Origin of the sequence: Roseobacter sp. HKCC-CH-9351, from assembly GCF_037830295.1 — a bacterium.
Taxonomy (GTDB): Bacteria; Pseudomonadota; Alphaproteobacteria; order Rhodobacterales; family Rhodobacteraceae; genus M30B80.
This window is the reverse complement of the sequence record NZ_JBBLYM010000001.1, coordinates 680,222-696,491: the sequence shown is the minus strand read 5'-3', so window position 1 is coordinate 696,491 and position 16,270 is coordinate 680,222. Positions and strand designations below refer to the sequence as shown.

Sequence of the window (16,270 nt, the reverse complement as noted above, 5' to 3'; positions counted from 1 at the left end):
TTGGTTGCACCTGCAACTGCTAAAGCAGGGGTGCGGTATCAGCAGCAAAAGACTACTGATAATGTATGGTTATTTAGGTATTATTCGTAGCCACTTTAGCTAACAGATGAATAGCGCTACTCAGGGCCATGTCTACTGAAGCTAAATGAATGATAGCCGTGTCAGGCTACAAACCTGCTGACGAGATTAGTAACACGGAGTTTCCCATGCGGCACGTTGTTCGCATTGTCGGCTTCAAGAATCCCAGTCTCCAAGCATCGTGTTAGCCACTTGGGGATCATCGTACTCTGACCATCTGCATGATACAGGGCCGCAGAACGATGTCGAATATCAAGGGTGGTGTTCAACTCGTGAGCTAGGGCTATTGCGCCAGCCAGTTCGTGATGCCTATGACCGTTCTGGATTGATCTCCGAAAAGGCAAAACCTGCTTGGCACGCAAAAGGCAGGTCACGATTTCGACCTTCTCTGCGAAGGCAGGTTTCAGAGCGGCTCTATCCTGAGCCTGAATGATTGCAGCTACTAGATTCATACGGCCTCCGAAGTTGTGGGTGTGGTTGAACTGTCGGTGACGCGAGCAAAGCTCGCTCCCTCATAGGTGTCAGCTTCGAAGAAATCAGGGTTTGATTTAGCCGCATCAACGATAATCTGCTGATACCTGTTCGTGTAATACCAGTTTGGGAAAAGGCGTCTGACTGCCAGTGCCTCAGCAAAGGAATCGACTGATAAAGCACGCATCTGCGAACCTCCTTAGTTATAGCGATTTAGGGGAATGGTTTGTGCGTATAGTTATATCAGAAATAGTCTCTGATGTCAAGCTTTTTGCTACACAACGTTATATGTTTTGCTACACAACGCTTGGATAGTAGGCTAATAATGCCCTTATTTATAAGGCTTATGATAGTTGGCTAGATGCCTCTCCTGGGCACCAATCCCAAAAATCGAAATGCCGCAAACCGCTCAGAGATTGCTCTCTGGTACGACGTCTAGAAATTCGTCCATAAACAGGCTCATCAATTCGGTGCGGGAATTTACGCCCGTTTTTCGAAAAATACTCGAGCTTTGCGCCTTGATTGTGCCCTCAGCGGTGGCGCGGGCGGTGGCAATCTCGGAAATACTCAAGCCTTTCAGCATATACATCGCGATATCACGCTCAGCGGGGCTAAGCCCCCAATGCGTGAATTTATTCCGTACGAAATGATCCATTTCACCGCGTAGCAGGCGTAGCGATTCTGTTTGAGCGATATTTCGCTCCTGCATCAGGCGCAGCTGCCGCAACAAAACGCGAATGGCCAAGATCAATGCGGCCGCCGATGCAACTTCGAAGGTGAGATGCACCAAATCAAGAAAACTCGGCGCGTTGCGGGCTATCAACCGCTCGTAAAGGTCACTTACGATGTCGAATACGAAAAACAAAACGCTGCCAAGCAGAAATAAAGACGTAAATTTCAGGGCCTTTTCTTCTTGAAACATGGGTTTTGGCATAAGGGATCCCGAAACTCTGTGCAACTTCTTCATTATACTGAAATCTTGCCGCCATCGGTAGCCTAAGATCGGACTAAACCAAAGATATAATCCACAGGCTTTACTACCGTGGTTCAGTTGGCGTGACCAAAACCTATAAGTATCTGCAAGCCTGCGACACGCCCCATCCCGAAACGACCACGCAAGGTGCAGCCCGTGCAAGACCCGACACCAGAGACGCGCAATACTATGTTGCGCAACGGCCTTCCCCATTTTGCCCTCAACTTAGCTGGGGCGACCTATATTATGGCGCTGCTCAATACCGCCTTTTGGCAAAGACTGATGAGCCTGTTTGAGGGAGATCTTCTTGCTGCCATCGGCTTGGCCGCGGCTGTGGGCGCCTTGACCTTATTGCTGCTTGAATTGATCGGGCCAAGCGTTCTGCAAAAGCCCTTTCTGGCGGTCTTGATCCTGATTTCCACCTCCGCAGATTATTTCCAAACAACCTTTGGCGTGTTCATTGATGAAGAAATGGTGCGCAGCACTTTGGAAACGACAGTCGCAGAATCGCGTCACCTCATAACTGCATCTATGGTTCTGAAGATCGGACTGAGGGGCGTCCTGCCCGTTTTGGTTTTGTGGAAAATTCCCGTGCGGCGGGCGCGGGTTATCCATCAACTTTGGCGATATCCGCTCGGGGTCGTTGTTAGCTTTGCCTTGGTGATTGGATTTCTCTTTACGAACTATAAAACCTACTCATCCGTGTTGCGGGAAAATCATGCTTTGATGGAATCCTATCAGCCAGGTGCAACGCTGCTGTCGGTGGCTAAGTTTATCAAACATGAATATGCCACAGGAAGAATTGAAGTCGCCCCCCTTGGCGAAGATGTAGCGCAAGGGGCGCAGCTTTCGAATTCGGACAAGCCGCTGGTTTTTGTCCTGTTTGTCGGTGAAACGACACGGGCCACGGATTTCGGCCTTGAAGGATATGCACGAAACACAACGCCAAATCTGGCTGCCCGCGAGGATGTAATCTATTTTCCGAACACCACATCTTGCGGCACCGTCACGACCGTTTCTGTGCCTTGTATGTTTTCGCCCTTCAGCCAAGACGACTATTCGCGGGATAGGTATTTTGCATCAGAAAACCTTGTGGATGTAATCTCGCGCGCGGGGTTCGATGTGCAATGGTGGGACAATAACACAGGCGATCAAACCGTGATGCAGCGCCTAGACTGGGCCAAGGTTGACGCAACATGGGACCCCGATGCCTGTGCAGCCGGTGAATGCACAGATGCCATCTTTTTGCCCCTCATTGATCAGGTTTTAGAGACTGCCACGGGCAATACCTTGTTGATTCTGCACATGATCGGCAGCCACGGCCCTGCCTATTTCATGCGCTATCCAGAAAGTCGCGCACAGTTTACGCCAGACTGCCGATCTGCTGAATTTGCGGATTGTACGGATCAAGCGATTATCAATGCCTATGATAACACGATCATAGAAGCGGATTATGTCCTCGCACGTGCCATCGAACGCCTGAGCCAAGCACAGAATGTTGACACAGCCATGCTCTATATTTCCGACCATGGCGAAAGCCTTGGCGAGGGCGGCGTGTTCTTGCACGGATTGCCCCGATTCATGGCCCCTGATGTGCAGACCCATGTGCCGTTTCTTGTTTGGCTTGGGCAATCCTATCAATCGCGCTTTGGGATTGATCAGACTTGTTTGGAAAGCAATCGCAACTCAGGCACATCGCAAGATATGGTTTTCCACTCTATGCTCGGCCTGTTGAATTTGGACACCGAAGCGCGCGACCCTCGCCTTGATATCACAACGGCGTGCAGCGCAGATGCGGGATGAGGACATCGATGAACAAGCCTGAAAAACAGATCCAAAACCGACAGGGTCTTTTGCATATCATAGACGCAGCGGGTTTTTCTATGGCGGGGTTGCGCCGCCTTTGGCGCGAAACCGCCTTCAAATTAGAGGTCGGCGTTGCCGTTCTCGCGATTGGGGCGGTTGGTTTTTCTGGCGCTGCGCCTGCGCAAATTTTTACACTTGGCTCTTTATTCTTAATGCTTTTCGCAACAGAGGCGCTGAACACAGCCATTGAAGAAATTGTTGATCGCATTTCTCCAGAATGGTCGCTGGCCGCACGCAATGCCAAGGATTTGGGATCGCTCGCCGTTGGCCTCGTGTCTCTGGTGGTGGCTGGCTATATCGCGTTCATTTTCCTCGACCTGTAACCCCTGCATCACTGGTCATAAATTTACAGATCATTGCCTTGACCCCAATGGGCACCGCCTATACCCAATTTTTATTCGTAATCAGATGGGAAATGGGCAAAGATGGCCGCAAGAGGGCATCACCATATCCGCCCGTGAAAGGCTAGACACGTGACCATCCATACTTATCTTGGCGACCTTCCTAAAGGTCTAAAACTGGGGCCGATTGTGGCGATTGATTGCGAGACAATGGGGTTAAACCCACATCGTGACCGCCTGTGTTTGGTGCAATTCTCTGACGGGGATGGAAACGCGCATTTGGTGCAGATCACCCAAGATCAAACAGCAGCCCCAAATCTTTGCGCGCTTTTGACGGATCCGAACACGCTGAAATTATTTCATTTCGGGCGTTTCGATATCGCGGCAATGTATCATCGCTTTGGTGCTTTGGCCGCCCCTGTCTATTGCACAAAGATCGCCTCAAAACTGGTGCGCACCTTCACAGATCGGCACGGGCTGAAGAACCTCGCTCAAGAATTGATTGGCGTGGATATGTCAAAATATCAACAATCCTCTGATTGGGGGGCAAGCCATTTGACCGATGCCCAAAAGGATTACGCGGCCTCGGATGTGCTGTATCTGCACCAGATCAAGGATAAACTTGACGCCATGCTCGCCCGTGAGAACCGCCAAGAGATGGCGCAGTCGTGTTTTGATTTCCTGCCAACCCGTGCCAAGCTTGATTTGGCGGGATGGCCAGAGATTGACATCTTTGCGCATTGATCCAACCCCATGCCCCAAGGTGCCACCTATTCTCGGATCATAACATTCAGCAAGTTGGTTCTTCCGCTTGCTGCTTTGGTGGTGTTGTCTCTGATGTTTCTGTTTTCGGGGCGCCCTGATCCGAACCAAGCGTTACCTCTTGCCACGCGAAGCGCCGATGGCCAATTGGGCCAGCAAGGGATGACCAACCCCCGCTTTGCGATGGTTACAGGATCTGGCGATGCGGTGGAATTGATCGCATCTTCCGCAGAGCCAAGTGATGGAGATGCCAATCAAATTCTTGCCACCAATGTAACGGCAGAAATAACGCGGTTAGCGGGCGGGCGCAATCAAATCACGGCCGATCAAGCCTTATGGAATAGCCAAACCACTGACACGCGTTTAACTGGAAATATTGTTGCAACATCACCCGAAGGCTATAGGCTAGATACTGAGGAATTATCTATAAATGCCGCATCTGGTGACATTATCGCGCCCGTGGCGGTTTTGATCACATCGGACGGGATTCGCCTTGAAGCGGGGCAAATGGCAATCACTGGCCCGTCAGATCATCAGGTTGTGCATTTTCAGGGTGGCGTGCGGCTGCTATACGAGGGAAAATAGGGGGGCATATGCGGCAATTCTTCATCGCTATTTTCTTGATGACCATAGGCCAACCTGCGCAGTCGCAGACGCAAGTGGGCTTTGGCGGCACCCCGCATGACAGCAGCGCCCCAATCGAAGTTGTCTCCGACAGTCTTGAGGTCGATGACGCCAGCGGAAATGCAATATTTCGCGGCAATGTGATCGCTGTGCAGGGCGATTTGCGCATCTCAGCGGCTGAAATCCACGTCCTCTATCAAACCGATGCCGAAACCGGCGGTCAAAACGATATCGACCAAGTGCAAGCTCTGGGTGGGGTTTTGATTACCCGCGGTGTGGACGCAGCCGAGGCTGAAACCGCCACCTATTTCGTAGCTCGCAACGAAATGGAAATGATTGGCAATGTTTTGGTTAGTCAACAAAGCGGTGTTATTGCGGGTGAGCGAATGCTACTGGATATTGCCACGGGGCAGGGCACGGTGGATGGGCGTGTGCGCACAACTTTGCAGGGGGCAAACTAGTAAGTCATGGCAAAGCGGGTGACATTAAAGGTCGAAGAGGGCGCAGCGGGTTTGATCGTTTCAAACCTCCGCAAAAGCTATCGCCGCAGACCCGTCATTCGTGATGTTTCCATGGAATTGCGCAGAGGCGAGGTCGTGGCCCTGCTTGGCCCAAACGGGTCGGGCAAAACCACCAGTTTCTATGCGATCGCGGGCTTGGTCACGCCTGATGGTGGCAGGGTAATGTTGGATGGCCACGATGTGACGCGGTTGCCAATGTATCGCCGCGCACGGGCGGGCATCGGATATTTGCCACAGGAAATGTCGATTTTCCGCGGCCTATCGGTTGAAGCAAACATTCTATCAATCTTGGAGATATCCGAGAAAGACGCCGTAACACGGCGCAAACGCCTTGAAGATTTGCTGAGCGATTTCTCGATTGAACATTTGCGCCGCGCGCCCGCCCTAGCCCTGTCAGGTGGGGAACGGCGGCGGGTGGAGATCGCGCGCTGCTTGGCGTCAAACCCGCGCTATGTGTTGCTGGATGAGCCCTTTGCGGGCGTTGACCCGATTGCAGTGAATGATATCCGCAGCCTTGTTGCCGACCTCAAAACGCGCGGCATTGGTGTTTTGATCACAGACCATAATGTGCGTGAAACGCTTCAGATCGTGGATCGCGCCTATATCTTGCATGACGGCAAAATCTTAATGAGCGGCACCTCCAAAGATGTCGTGCAAGACGAGAATGTGCGCCGCGTCTATTTGGGTCAAAATTTCAAAATCGGCTGATCATCTTCTGCTTTACGTTGACAGATGGCGGGGATTCGTCGCCAAATAGGGGTGATGTTTGACAGAGCCGAAACCCTCTTATTTCCTGTCGCGCTGCTGACCGCAGGCAGAAAAAGATTTGGGCAGGCGGTATCCCTGACATCTTCTTTTATAGTGTAGCGTTGCAACCTCGCTTCAACGCTATCTTTACGTAATGGAGGTAACATGCGCTATCAAATCAGTGGGAAACAAATCGATATTGGCGAAGCACTCCAAACTTATGTGAAAGACGGGCTTGGCGCGGCAGTTGCAAAATATGCTGAAAGACCAACGGATTCACATGTCGTTTTCTCAAAAAGTGGGCATGAGTTCGTATGCGAATCCAATGTTCACCTTTCCACTGGACTCAGCGCATCTGCCAAAGGCAGCGATACAGAAATCTACGCGGCCTTTGATAAGTGCTGTGAGAAAATGGAAAAGCAACTACGCCGATACAAGCGCAGATTGAAAGATCATCACCGCGAACGCGCAGAACCCATTGAACATTTCGCTGCCGCCTCGTATATCCTCGCGTCAACAGACAAAGACGAAGATGATGCGGATGACACCTTACAGCCCATCATCATCGCAGAAACCGAAACTAAAATCCCTTCGCTCTCTGTGGGTGAGGCTGTAATGCAGATGGAATTGGCGGGCGCACCTGTCTTGGTATTCCGAAACGAAGCGAGCGCAGGCGTAAACATCGTCTATCGCCGCGAAGACGGAAATATCGGCTGGATTGATCCCCGCTAGACCGAAATAATGACCCTGACGGGTAAGGAATACACGCAAATGGAACTTTCGATGCTCCTTGAGCCGCGAGGCGTGAAGGTTGTTTCTGATGTGACAAGCAAGAAGCGGCTTCTGCAATCTCTTGCAGATGTGGCTGAAGGTTTGCTTGACGTCAGCGCCTCGGAAATTTTTGAAGCTCTGCAAGAGCGTGAAAGCCTAGGGCCAACAGGCGTGGGGCATGGCGTGGCCTTGCCCCATGCACGTTTGTCGGCGCTCACGAAAATCACAGGCGTATTTTTCCGTCTCGAACGTCCCGTCAACTTTGATTCCGCAGACAGACAGCCTGTTGATCTGGTCTTTGCGCTGTTTGCTCCTGCCGATACGGGCGTGGATCACCTCAAGGCGCTAGCACGCGTGTCGCGCACATTGCGGGATGCGGAACTTTGCGAAAAATTGCGGGCAAATTCTGACCCAATGACACTGCACACGTTGTTGACAGGCAGCGCAGAAAGCCAAGCGGCCTAAGCCCAAGCCCCAAATCCAAAACTGACATAGTCGCGCCGATAGGCCACGGCGCAGACCTCCTCAATTTCAGTCGTGTATATCTCGGAAAGCGAATTTGGATCGCAGGGATTGGGCAGAACGAAGGCCTGATCTTGTCCCGCCAAAGCAGGAAGGGCATTTGGCAATTCTTCGGCCCGCAACAAGAGATCAAGCAATTTCACCTGCGCCATACCTTGCAAAATTGCAGTCTGGCTGGCCCAAGCAGGATCAACAGGAAGGCCCGTTTGCCCCGCCAGATTGCCCCGTAGAAATTTTAGAAATTGCAAGAATCCTGCGCGCTGCGCCTCAAGTAACCAATCTTGCGCTCCACTTTGATTTGGCAAAACAAGCCCGTAGGTTTTGCTTAAAACGCGCCGCGCCGTTGCAAAATGAGGGCGTCCGTGGCTGACCACGATCACGCTGACGCGCGGCTGGCTCATTCTTGGCCCATCTCCGCAAGCATGACTTCGATCCGTGACACATCTTCAGGGTTGTTCAATTCCCAGAATTTGCGCCCTTTTGCTTCAACCTCGACACATAACACACGGCGACCAGACTCGAGGAAGCGCAATTGTTCTAACCCCTCAAGTGTCTCTAGCGGCCCTGTCGGCCATGTCGGATAGGCCAATAGCGCCTCGGGGCGATAAGCGTAAACACCCACATGATGAAAGACGGGGGTTTCTTCGGCGTCCTCAGAAATACCCGTGGTGTAGGGGATCACTTCCTTTGAAAAATAGAGTGCTTGGTGCGCGCTGCCAAAAACGGCCGTGGTTCCGCCAACGCGTCCTGCCTTACGATCCGCTTTGAATGCGGCCAAGGTTTCACCATCACAGCGCAAAACGGGGGTAGCAATGTCCGCAGACGGATCAGCGCGTAGGCCTGTGATCAACTCCTCCAAGAACCATGTAGGCGTCAGCGGCGCATCCCCTTGAAGGTTCACCACCATCTCAACATTTTGTCCAAGATTATTGAGAGCTTCTGCGCAGCGCTCCGTCCCATTCACACAATCGGACGAGGTCATCACAACCTGCGCGCCAAAACCTTGGGCCGCGTCTCGAATGCGCTCATCATCCGTGGCCACATAGACCGCGTCAAAACCGCTTACGGCACAAGCGGCGCGCCAACTGCGTTCAATCAAGCTCATAGATTTGCCCGAAACCCCACGCAACTGCACCAAGGGTTTGCCCGGATAGCGTGAGGATTGATACCGCGCGGGTATGACACAAATGACGCTCATGGCTCGATCAACTCCACGGTTGGGGCATAGGCGATGAAGAAGCTATTCTCAAAACCTGCCTTGCCATAGGTAAGTTCCTGATGGGTTGAAAACTCCACCATCTGGCCGCCCGCACCGCGCAACACTGCATCACCCGCGGCCGTATCCCATTCCATTGTACGGCCAAGGCGCGGATAAAAATCCGCCTCACCCGAAGCAACCAAACAGAATTTCAAGGATGAGCCTGCGCTGCGCAAATCTGAAATTTCATAGGCACTGATATAGGCATCCGTGGCGGCATCGCGATGTGATTTCGAAGTGACAACGCGCAAAGCGCTATTGTCGGCCTCTGCCACAGAAAGCAATTTCTGCGGGCCAATTTCATCGTGGTTAAAGGGCGTGAGTTCCTCAACCGATTTGCCATCCGCACGGGTGTAAAACAATCGCTGCTTCGCGGGCGCATAAACAACACCACGCATAGGACGGCCATCCAAAACAAGCGCAATGTTGACTGTAAAATCCCCACGGCGCTGCACAAATTCCTTTGTGCCATCAAGCGGGTCAACAATGATGAAATCCCGCAAGGATTGCCGATGGGTTTCGGCCTGTTCTTCGGTCACAAGCGCAAGATCGGGAAAGGCTGCGCGCAGACCCGCAGAGATATAGGCATCCGCCGCCTGATCAGCGCGGGTTACGGGGCTGTCATCTGATTTGCTTTCAACACCAAAATCATCTGAGGCATAAACCTCCATGATTTTTTCGCCGGCCCCCAAGGCCAGACTTCGAAACACGCGCTCGATCTTGTCAAAATCCATTTTGTAACAATTTCCTTAACCAGATTGCCTTAAATGGCCTTTTGCGGTTATCCTAATCTCGTTGGATGGGGCAAGTAGATCATATATATCTTGCCAAACAAACCGACATCTATGGATCAAGGCCAGCATCCATGTTTGAAGCGCGACAAACGAATACGATGAGGCGTAGCCTCTTTTCCATGCTTGAGGTGACCTATCACGCCTCGGTTCAAAAGGTGCGTTCATCGCACCACAATGCCTTTTGGGCCATCATGATCAGCATTTTACAGGCGGGGATGTTTGTCGGCGGATTTTATCTGATGTTCTATTTCATCGGCGCGCGCGAGGCGAAACTGCGCGGCGATTTCATGATGTATCTCTTGTCAGGGATTTATTTATACCTCTGCCATATCCGCGCAGTGGCTGCTGTCTCTGCCACAAAAGGCGACACCTCATCCCTGATGCAACATGGGCCCATGAATCCAATTGTGGCGATTGCATCCTCGCTGATCTCGGCATTTTACGTGCAAACCATTTAGCTCTTGATGATTTTATTCGCGCTGCACACGTTCAGCGGCACGGTGACCTTCCACAACTGGAAAGCCGCTTTGATGATTTACCTTTTGGCGTGGTTTTCTGGCTTTGGCGTGGGGCTTGTGTTTCGCGCGATGCGCCCATGGTCCCCCGAAGTGACCCGATTTGTGCAACAGGCCTATATGCGGATCAATATGGTCGCGTCAGGCAAGATGTTTGTCGCCAATATGGTGCCGGGATTCATCATTTCGATGTTTGATTGGAACCCTTTGTTTCACATTGTCGACCAAATGCACGGCGCCGGGTTCGTGAATTACTTTCCGCATCATACGAATTGGGAATACCCGCTTTATGTGGCCTGTGGCCTGCTGATTATTGGCCTGATGGCTGAGTTTTTCACAACCAAGCGGGCCTCAATGTCGTGGGATATGGGGCGCTAGCCAAGAATTTCGTAGAATTCCTTGTGATCTTTCCCAAATTCCTAGCGTTGCGCTGCTTGCAGGGGGCGATGTGCCTGCCTATATAGCCACCGAAACAGGCTGTTGTAAGCAGCTCATACATAAGCAGTGACGGAGCCGAGATCGGGCCGTTGCCGCATGTTCGCTTGAAGAAAAGGGACCAGAAAAGATGGCTAAAGTAATTGGCATTGACCTCGGCACCACAAACTCCTGTGTTGCGATTATGGACGGCGCGCAACCGCGCGTGATTGAAAACGCTGAAGGCGCTCGCACCACACCATCGATTGTTGGCTACACCGATGACGAACGTCTGGTGGGTCAATCGGCAAAGCGCCAAGCTGTTACCAATCCTGAAAACACAATTTTTGCTGTAAAGCGCCTGATCGGGCGTCGTTTGACCGATGCCGAAGTGGAAAAGGACAAGAACCTTGTTCCCTACAATATCATTGACGGCGGCAATGGTGACGCATGGGTCGAGGTAAAGGGCGAGAAATTCAGCCCCAGCCAAATTTCTGCACAAATCCTAACCAAGATGAAGGAAACCGCCGAGAATTATCTGGGCGAAGATGTGACACAGGCCGTAATCACTGTGCCTGCCTATTTCAACGATGCACAGCGTCAGGCGACCAAAGATGCGGGTAAAATCGCAGGCCTTGAGGTGCTGCGCATCATTAACGAACCGACAGCGGCCGCATTGGCCTATGGGTTGGACAAGAAAGACACCAAGACCATCGCGGTTTATGACCTCGGCGGCGGCACATTCGACATCACAATCCTTGAGATTGATGATGGCCTGTTTGAGGTAAAATCCACCAATGGGGACACGTTCCTTGGCGGTGAAGATTTCGACATGGCGATTGTGAATTACCTCGCGCAGGAATTCAAAAAGGAAAACAATGTCGATCTGACGCAAGACAAAATGGCGCTTCAGCGTCTCAAGGAAGCGGCGGAGAAAGCAAAGATCGAGCTTTCCTCTTCGACCCAGACCGAGATCAACCAACCGTTCATCTCAATGGGGTCAAACGGCCAGCCCTTGCACCTTGTGCTGAAACTGACCCGCGCGAAATTGGAAAGCCTTGTGGGTGATCTGATCAAACGCTCGCTGAAACCATGTCAGGCCGCGTTGAAAGATGCGGGCCTCTCCAAGGGCGATATTGACGAGGTGGTTTTGGTCGGCGGCATGACCCGTATGCCTAAGGTAATCGAAGAAGTGTCTAACTTCTTTGGCAAGGAACCCCATAAAGGCGTGAACCCTGATGAGGTTGTAGCCATGGGCGCAGCCATTCAAGCGGGCGTATTGCAGGGCGATGTGAAGGATGTTGTTCTTCTGGACGTCACCCCGCTAAGCCTTGGGATTGAAACCTTGGGCGGCGTCTTTACCCGTCTGATCGACCGCAACACGACCATCCCAACCAAGAAAAGCCAGATTTTCTCGACCGCTGAGGACAATCAAAACGCGGTGACAATCCGCGTCTTCCAAGGCGAGCGGGAAATGGCCGCTGATAACAAAATGTTGGGCCAGTTCAATCTGGAAAATATCCCACCTGCACCGCGCGGCATGCCGCAGATCGAAGTGACCTTTGACATTGACGCGAACGGGATTGTCTCGGTTTCTGCAAAAGACAAAGGCACGGGCAAAGAGCAAAAGATCACCATCCAAGCATCAGGCGGCCTCAGCGATGAGGATATTGATCGCATGATCAAAGAGGCTGAGGAAAACTCTGATGCCGATAAGCAGCGCAAGGAATTGGTGGAAACCAAGAACCAAGCGGAAAGCCTGATCCACTCGACCCAGAAATCCTTGGAAGAACACTCCGATAAGGTTGATCCGACCACAGTTGAAGCAATCGAGTTGGCCATCAAAAACTTGGAAGAACAGATCGCGACCGATGATGCGGGCAAGATCAAATCTGGCATCCAGAACGTGACCGAAGCTGCAATGAAACTTGGTGAGGCGATTTATAAAGCCCAAGCCGAGGATGGCGAAGGCGGTGATGAGCCATCTGGTGTCGATGATGACATCGTAGATGCCGATTTCGAAGATCTGGACGAAAGAAAGCGCTCCTAATCAGGAAATTTGATCCCGATAGACCAGCTGGGGTGTGCCTTGGCTGGTCTATGCGTTAAGAAAAGGGTGTCTACCGATGTCGAAGCGCGATTATTACGATGTTTTGGGTGTGGCGCGTGGCGCTTCGCCTGAAGAAATCAAGAAAGCCTATCGTCAAAAGGCGAAAGAACTACACCCCGACCGCAATTCTGACAATCCGAATGCGGAAGCGCAGTTCAAAGAAGCGAATGAAGCCTACGAAGTTCTGAAAGATGCCGATAAAAAAGCGGCTTATGATCGTTTTGGTCATGCGGCGTTTGATGGCGGTATGGCAGGCGGCCCCCGTGCGGGCGGCCCTCACGCAGGCGGTGATTTCGCTAGCGCCTTTTCTGATGTTTTCGAAGACCTTTTTGGCGATTTCATGGGCGGTGGCGGTGGCCGCGGTGGGCGTCAGCGCAGCACGCGCGGCTCTGATTTGCGCTATAATATGCGGATCACCTTGGAAGAAGCCTATGCGGGTTTCAGCCGTGAGATTACCGTTCCCACTGCCGTAACGTGTTCAAGCTGCTCGGGCAGCGGGTCAGAGGGCGGATCTGAACCCGTTACTTGCCCCACTTGTTCGGGCATGGGCAAAGTCCGCGCGCAACAAGGCTTTTTCACTGTGGAACGCACTTGCCCCACCTGTTCAGGCGTGGGTCAAATTGTGAAAAACCCCTGTCGATCATGCGGAGGCGCAGGTCGTGAACAAAAAGATCGTCATCTTTCCATCAAAGTGCCCCCTGGTGTTGAAACAGGGACACGCATTCGCCGCTCGGGCGAGGGCGAAGCAGGTCTACGCGGCGGGCCAGCGGGTGATCTTTATATTTTCATCGAAGTCGCCGAACACCCAATTTTCAAACGCGATGGCGTTGATCTTTATTGCCGCGTGCCCGTGTCGATGGTCACCGCTGCCTTGGGTGGCGATGTCGAGGTGCCGTGCATTGATGGCGGACGCAGCCGCGTGAAGGTGGCCGAAGGCGCGCAATCTGGTCGCCAAATGCGTTTGCGCGGCAAAGGTATGTCCGCACTTCGCGGCAATGGTACAGGTGATATGTATATCGAATTGGCGCTTGAGACGCCTGTGAACTTGAATTCCGAGCAAAAAGACCTGCTTCGGAAATTCGAGGAAAGCTTGAATAAGGGGAATAACCCCCACGCGTCAGGCTTCTTTGACAAGGTCAAAAGCTTTTTCGATGATCTGAAAAACTAACGTAAACCCCCGCTGTTGCGGGGGTTTTTGTTATTTTCCGATTTCACACGCCGCCATGACAGCCATATTCAAAATGTCATTGGCGGTGGAAACAGTTGAACAAATCTGCACAGGCCGATCTGGCCCTGTCAAAATCGGGCCAATGACCGTAGCCCCCGCCATTTCTTGCATCAATTTCACGGAAATCGAGGCGGAGTGACGCGCAGGAACAACCAAAACATTAGCAGGGCCAGAGAGTTTACAGAATGGATATTGCTGCATCGCGTCCCGATTAAGCGCAACATCCACCGCCATTTCACCATCAAATTCGAAATCAACCCCCTCGCGCGCCAAAATCGCAGGGGCATCCCCCATTTTCACCGCGCGCTCAGAGACAGGGTAGCCGAATGTTGAAAAACTGACAAAAGCGACACGCGGCTCAAGGCCCAAGATACGCGCAACATTTACCCCGCGCTTGGCAATCAGGGCCAGATCCTCGGCTTCGGGCCATTCATGGACAAGCGTGTCGCCCACCAAAACAACACGGCCCTTATGCATCAGCACCGTGATACCAACCGCGCCATCCTTGGCGGAGGCGTCAAAAACATGGTTAATCAAGCCCAAAACATGCGCGGATTTTCGCGTGGCCCCTGTGACCAGACCATCCCCATGCCCATGTGCAAGCATCAAAGCCGAGAACACATGACGATCTCGCGCGGCCAGACGATGGATGTCATGCCGATCAAAGCCTTTGCGTTGCAGGCGGTTGTAAAGAAAATCTTTATAAGCATCTAAGTGACGCGTTTTTGCGGCATTCACGATCTCAAGCTCGCACACGGCATCCGCCAAACCCGCCGCTGAGAGTTTTTCCGCGACATCAGCCTCACGCCCAACGACCAGTGCCTTGCCCAAACCATTGCGCTGATAGGCCACCGCGGCGCGCAAGACGCGAATATCGTCCCCTTCGGCAAAAATCATACGCGCTTGCGCATTACGGGCGCGGGCATAAATGCCCTGCATGATGGAGGAGGTCGGATCCATCCGCGCCTGCAAATCATTGGCGTAGGCATCGAGATCCAAGATTGGCCGCCGCGCTGCGCCCGTATCCATACCCGCGCGCGCAACAGAGGGTGGAATCGTATAGATCAATCGCGGGTCAAAAGGTGTGGGGATAATATAATCGCGGCCAAAAGACAGCTTTTCACCATAGGCCATTGCGACCTCATCAGGCACATCTTCGCGCGCAAGTTCGGCCAAGGCGCGCGCGCAGGCGATTTTCATTTCATCATTGATGGCGCGGGCGTGAATATCCAACGCACCGCGGAACAAATACGGGAAACCAAGAACGTTATTCACCTGATTGGGGTAATCACTGCGCCCCGTGGCCACGATCGCATCTGGGCGCACCTCGTGGGCTTCTTCTGGCGTGATTTCTGGATCAGGATTTGCCATGGCGAAAATCACAGGGTTTTCGGCCATGGATTTGACCATGTCTTGCGTGACCGCCCCTTTTGCCGAAACACCAAGAAAAACATCAGCGCCGCGCATCGCGTCTTCAAGACTGCGCAAATCGGTTTTCACCGCATGGGCCGATTTCCACTGGTTCATCCCTTCCGTGCGGCCTTGGTAAACCACACCTTTCGTGTCGCAAATAATACAATTCTGATGCTGCGCCCCCATGGATTTCAGCAGCTCAAGGCAGGCGATCCCTGCCGCGCCTGCACCGTTCAAAACGATACGGACATCTTCGATTTTTTTGCCCGTCAAATGCAGCGCATTGATCAAACCCGCCGCACAGATCACCGCTGTTCCGTGTTGGTCATCATGAAAGACGGGAATATCCATTTCTTCCTTGAGACGCTGTTCAATCATGAAACATTCGGGGGCCTTGATATCCTCAAGATTAATCCCGCCAAAGGTGGGCCCCATCAGGCGCACGGCGTTCACGAATTCATCGACATCTTCCGTGGCAAGCTCGATATCAATCGAGTTGATATCGGCAAAGCGTTTGAACAAAACCGCTTTACCTTCCATCACGGGCTTTGAGGCGAGTGCGCCTAGATTTCCAAGACCTAGAACGGCTGTCCCGTTTGAGATCACGGCAACCAGATTGCCCTTGGTAGTATAATCATAAGCGGTTTCGGGCTTTTGCGCGATCACCTCGCAGGGAACGGCCACACCTGGCGAATAAGCAAGGCTGAGATCCCGTTGGGTCGACATGGCCGTTGACGCGGAAATGTCAATTTTCCCAGGGCGGGGTTCCAAGTGATAGGCCAAAGCCTCTTCACGCGTGACCTTTGGTTTATTTGCCATAAATTCGCCTCCTCTTTCATTCGGTTTACAATCCCTTGACCGT

Annotated in this window: 18 protein-coding genes; 12 read left to right on the top strand and 6 right to left on the bottom strand. The window is 52.4% G+C overall.

Annotated elements, in window-relative coordinates; all coding sequences use genetic code 11:
* Positions 1-526: 526 nt before the first annotated feature.
* Both AAC632_RS03585 and AAC632_RS03580 read right to left on the bottom strand, forming a co-directional pair.
* A complete protein-coding gene (locus AAC632_RS03585; protein WP_340253398.1) occupies positions 527-736 on the bottom strand; it encodes a hypothetical protein in 210 nt (69 codons plus the stop codon).
* Positions 737-958: 222 nt separating this feature from the next.
* Positions 959-1,483, bottom strand: a complete 525-nt coding sequence (locus AAC632_RS03580; RefSeq protein ID WP_340298077.1) for a helix-turn-helix transcriptional regulator — start codon at positions 1,481-1,483, stop codon at positions 959-961.
* Between the two features lie 195 nt (positions 1,484-1,678).
* Here AAC632_RS03580 and AAC632_RS03575 point away from each other — a divergent pair, with 195 nt between their 5' ends.
* The 8 genes from AAC632_RS03575 (at position 1,679) to AAC632_RS03540 (ending at position 7,619) form a co-directional block, all read left to right on the top strand.
* Entirely contained in the window at positions 1,679-3,325 is a 1,647-nt protein-coding gene (locus tag AAC632_RS03575; protein ID WP_340298078.1) for a phosphoethanolamine transferase, read from the top strand.
* A gap of 8 nt (positions 3,326-3,333) precedes the next feature.
* On the top strand, positions 3,334-3,711 hold the full coding sequence (locus tag AAC632_RS03570) for a diacylglycerol kinase (protein ID WP_340298080.1): 378 nt from the start codon (positions 3,334-3,336) through the stop codon (positions 3,709-3,711).
* 150 nt (positions 3,712-3,861) lie between these two features.
* Entirely contained in the window at positions 3,862-4,473 is a 612-nt protein-coding gene (locus AAC632_RS03565; protein WP_340298081.1) for a ribonuclease D, read from the top strand.
* A gap of 9 nt (positions 4,474-4,482) precedes the next feature.
* Positions 4,483-5,076, top strand: coding sequence for an LPS export ABC transporter periplasmic protein LptC (gene lptC / locus AAC632_RS03560; RefSeq protein ID WP_340298083.1), 594 nt, complete (start codon positions 4,483-4,485; stop codon positions 5,074-5,076).
* Between the two features lie 8 nt (positions 5,077-5,084).
* On the top strand, positions 5,085-5,576 hold the full coding sequence (locus AAC632_RS03555; RefSeq protein ID WP_340298085.1) for an LptA/OstA family protein: 492 nt from the start codon (positions 5,085-5,087) through the stop codon (positions 5,574-5,576).
* 6 nt (positions 5,577-5,582) lie between these two features.
* Complete coding sequence (gene lptB / locus AAC632_RS03550) at positions 5,583-6,344, top strand: LPS export ABC transporter ATP-binding protein (protein ID WP_340298086.1); 762 nt, start codon at positions 5,583-5,585, stop codon at positions 6,342-6,344.
* Positions 6,345-6,548: 204 nt separating this feature from the next.
* Positions 6,549-7,115 carry a ribosome hibernation-promoting factor, HPF/YfiA family gene (gene hpf / locus AAC632_RS03545; RefSeq protein ID WP_340298087.1) on the top strand — a complete coding sequence of 189 codons (567 nt, stop codon included), beginning with the start codon at positions 6,549-6,551 and terminating at the stop codon, positions 7,113-7,115.
* Positions 7,116-7,154: 39 nt separating this feature from the next.
* Complete coding sequence (locus tag AAC632_RS03540; protein WP_340298088.1) at positions 7,155-7,619, top strand: PTS sugar transporter subunit IIA; 465 nt, start codon at positions 7,155-7,157, stop codon at positions 7,617-7,619.
* Here AAC632_RS03540 and AAC632_RS03535 read toward each other — a convergent pair.
* From AAC632_RS03535 to cysQ, 3 genes are read right to left on the bottom strand one after another with little or no spacing between them, the layout of a single operon-like run.
* On the bottom strand, positions 7,616-8,077 hold the full coding sequence (locus tag AAC632_RS03535) for a hypothetical protein (protein ID WP_340298089.1): 462 nt from the start codon (positions 8,075-8,077) through the stop codon (positions 7,616-7,618). The two genes, AAC632_RS03540 and AAC632_RS03535, sit on opposite strands and share 4 nt — an antisense overlap.
* Positions 8,074-8,874: a 3-deoxy-manno-octulosonate cytidylyltransferase gene (locus AAC632_RS03530; protein ID WP_340298091.1), complete on the bottom strand. Its 801-nt coding sequence runs from the start codon at positions 8,872-8,874 to the stop codon at positions 8,074-8,076. The genes AAC632_RS03535 and AAC632_RS03530 overlap by 4 nt, the downstream gene beginning before the upstream one ends.
* On the bottom strand, positions 8,871-9,668 hold the full coding sequence (cysQ, locus tag AAC632_RS03525) for a 3'(2'),5'-bisphosphate nucleotidase CysQ (protein WP_340298092.1): 798 nt from the start codon (positions 9,666-9,668) through the stop codon (positions 8,871-8,873). Before cysQ ends, AAC632_RS03530 begins: the two co-directional genes overlap by 4 nt.
* Positions 9,669-9,799: 131 nt before the next feature.
* Between cysQ and AAC632_RS03520 the strand changes: the two genes are divergently transcribed.
* The 4 genes from AAC632_RS03520 to dnaJ all read left to right on the top strand — a co-directional run bounded on the left by AAC632_RS03520 (position 9,800) and on the right by dnaJ (position 13,935).
* On the top strand, positions 9,800-10,186 hold the full coding sequence (locus tag AAC632_RS03520; protein ID WP_340298093.1) for a hypothetical protein: 387 nt from the start codon (positions 9,800-9,802) through the stop codon (positions 10,184-10,186).
* A 6-nt stretch (positions 10,187-10,192) separates the two neighbouring features.
* On the top strand, positions 10,193-10,621 hold the full coding sequence (locus AAC632_RS03515; RefSeq protein WP_340299868.1) for an ABC transporter permease: 429 nt from the start codon (positions 10,193-10,195) through the stop codon (positions 10,619-10,621).
* Between the two features lie 187 nt (positions 10,622-10,808).
* Positions 10,809-12,707, top strand: coding sequence for a molecular chaperone DnaK (gene dnaK, locus AAC632_RS03510; protein WP_340298097.1), 1,899 nt, complete (start codon positions 10,809-10,811; stop codon positions 12,705-12,707).
* 76 nt (positions 12,708-12,783) lie between these two features.
* The gene (gene dnaJ, locus AAC632_RS03505; RefSeq protein ID WP_340298098.1) at positions 12,784-13,935 is read left to right on the top strand and encodes a molecular chaperone DnaJ; all 1,152 of its coding nucleotides are present in this window, start codon (positions 12,784-12,786) and stop codon (positions 13,933-13,935) included.
* A gap of 30 nt (positions 13,936-13,965) precedes the next feature.
* Here dnaJ and AAC632_RS03500 read toward each other — a convergent pair whose 3' ends face one another.
* On the bottom strand, positions 13,966-16,227 hold the full coding sequence (locus tag AAC632_RS03500; protein ID WP_340298101.1) for an NADP-dependent malic enzyme: 2,262 nt from the start codon (positions 16,225-16,227) through the stop codon (positions 13,966-13,968).
* Positions 16,228-16,270 lie beyond the last annotated feature (43 nt).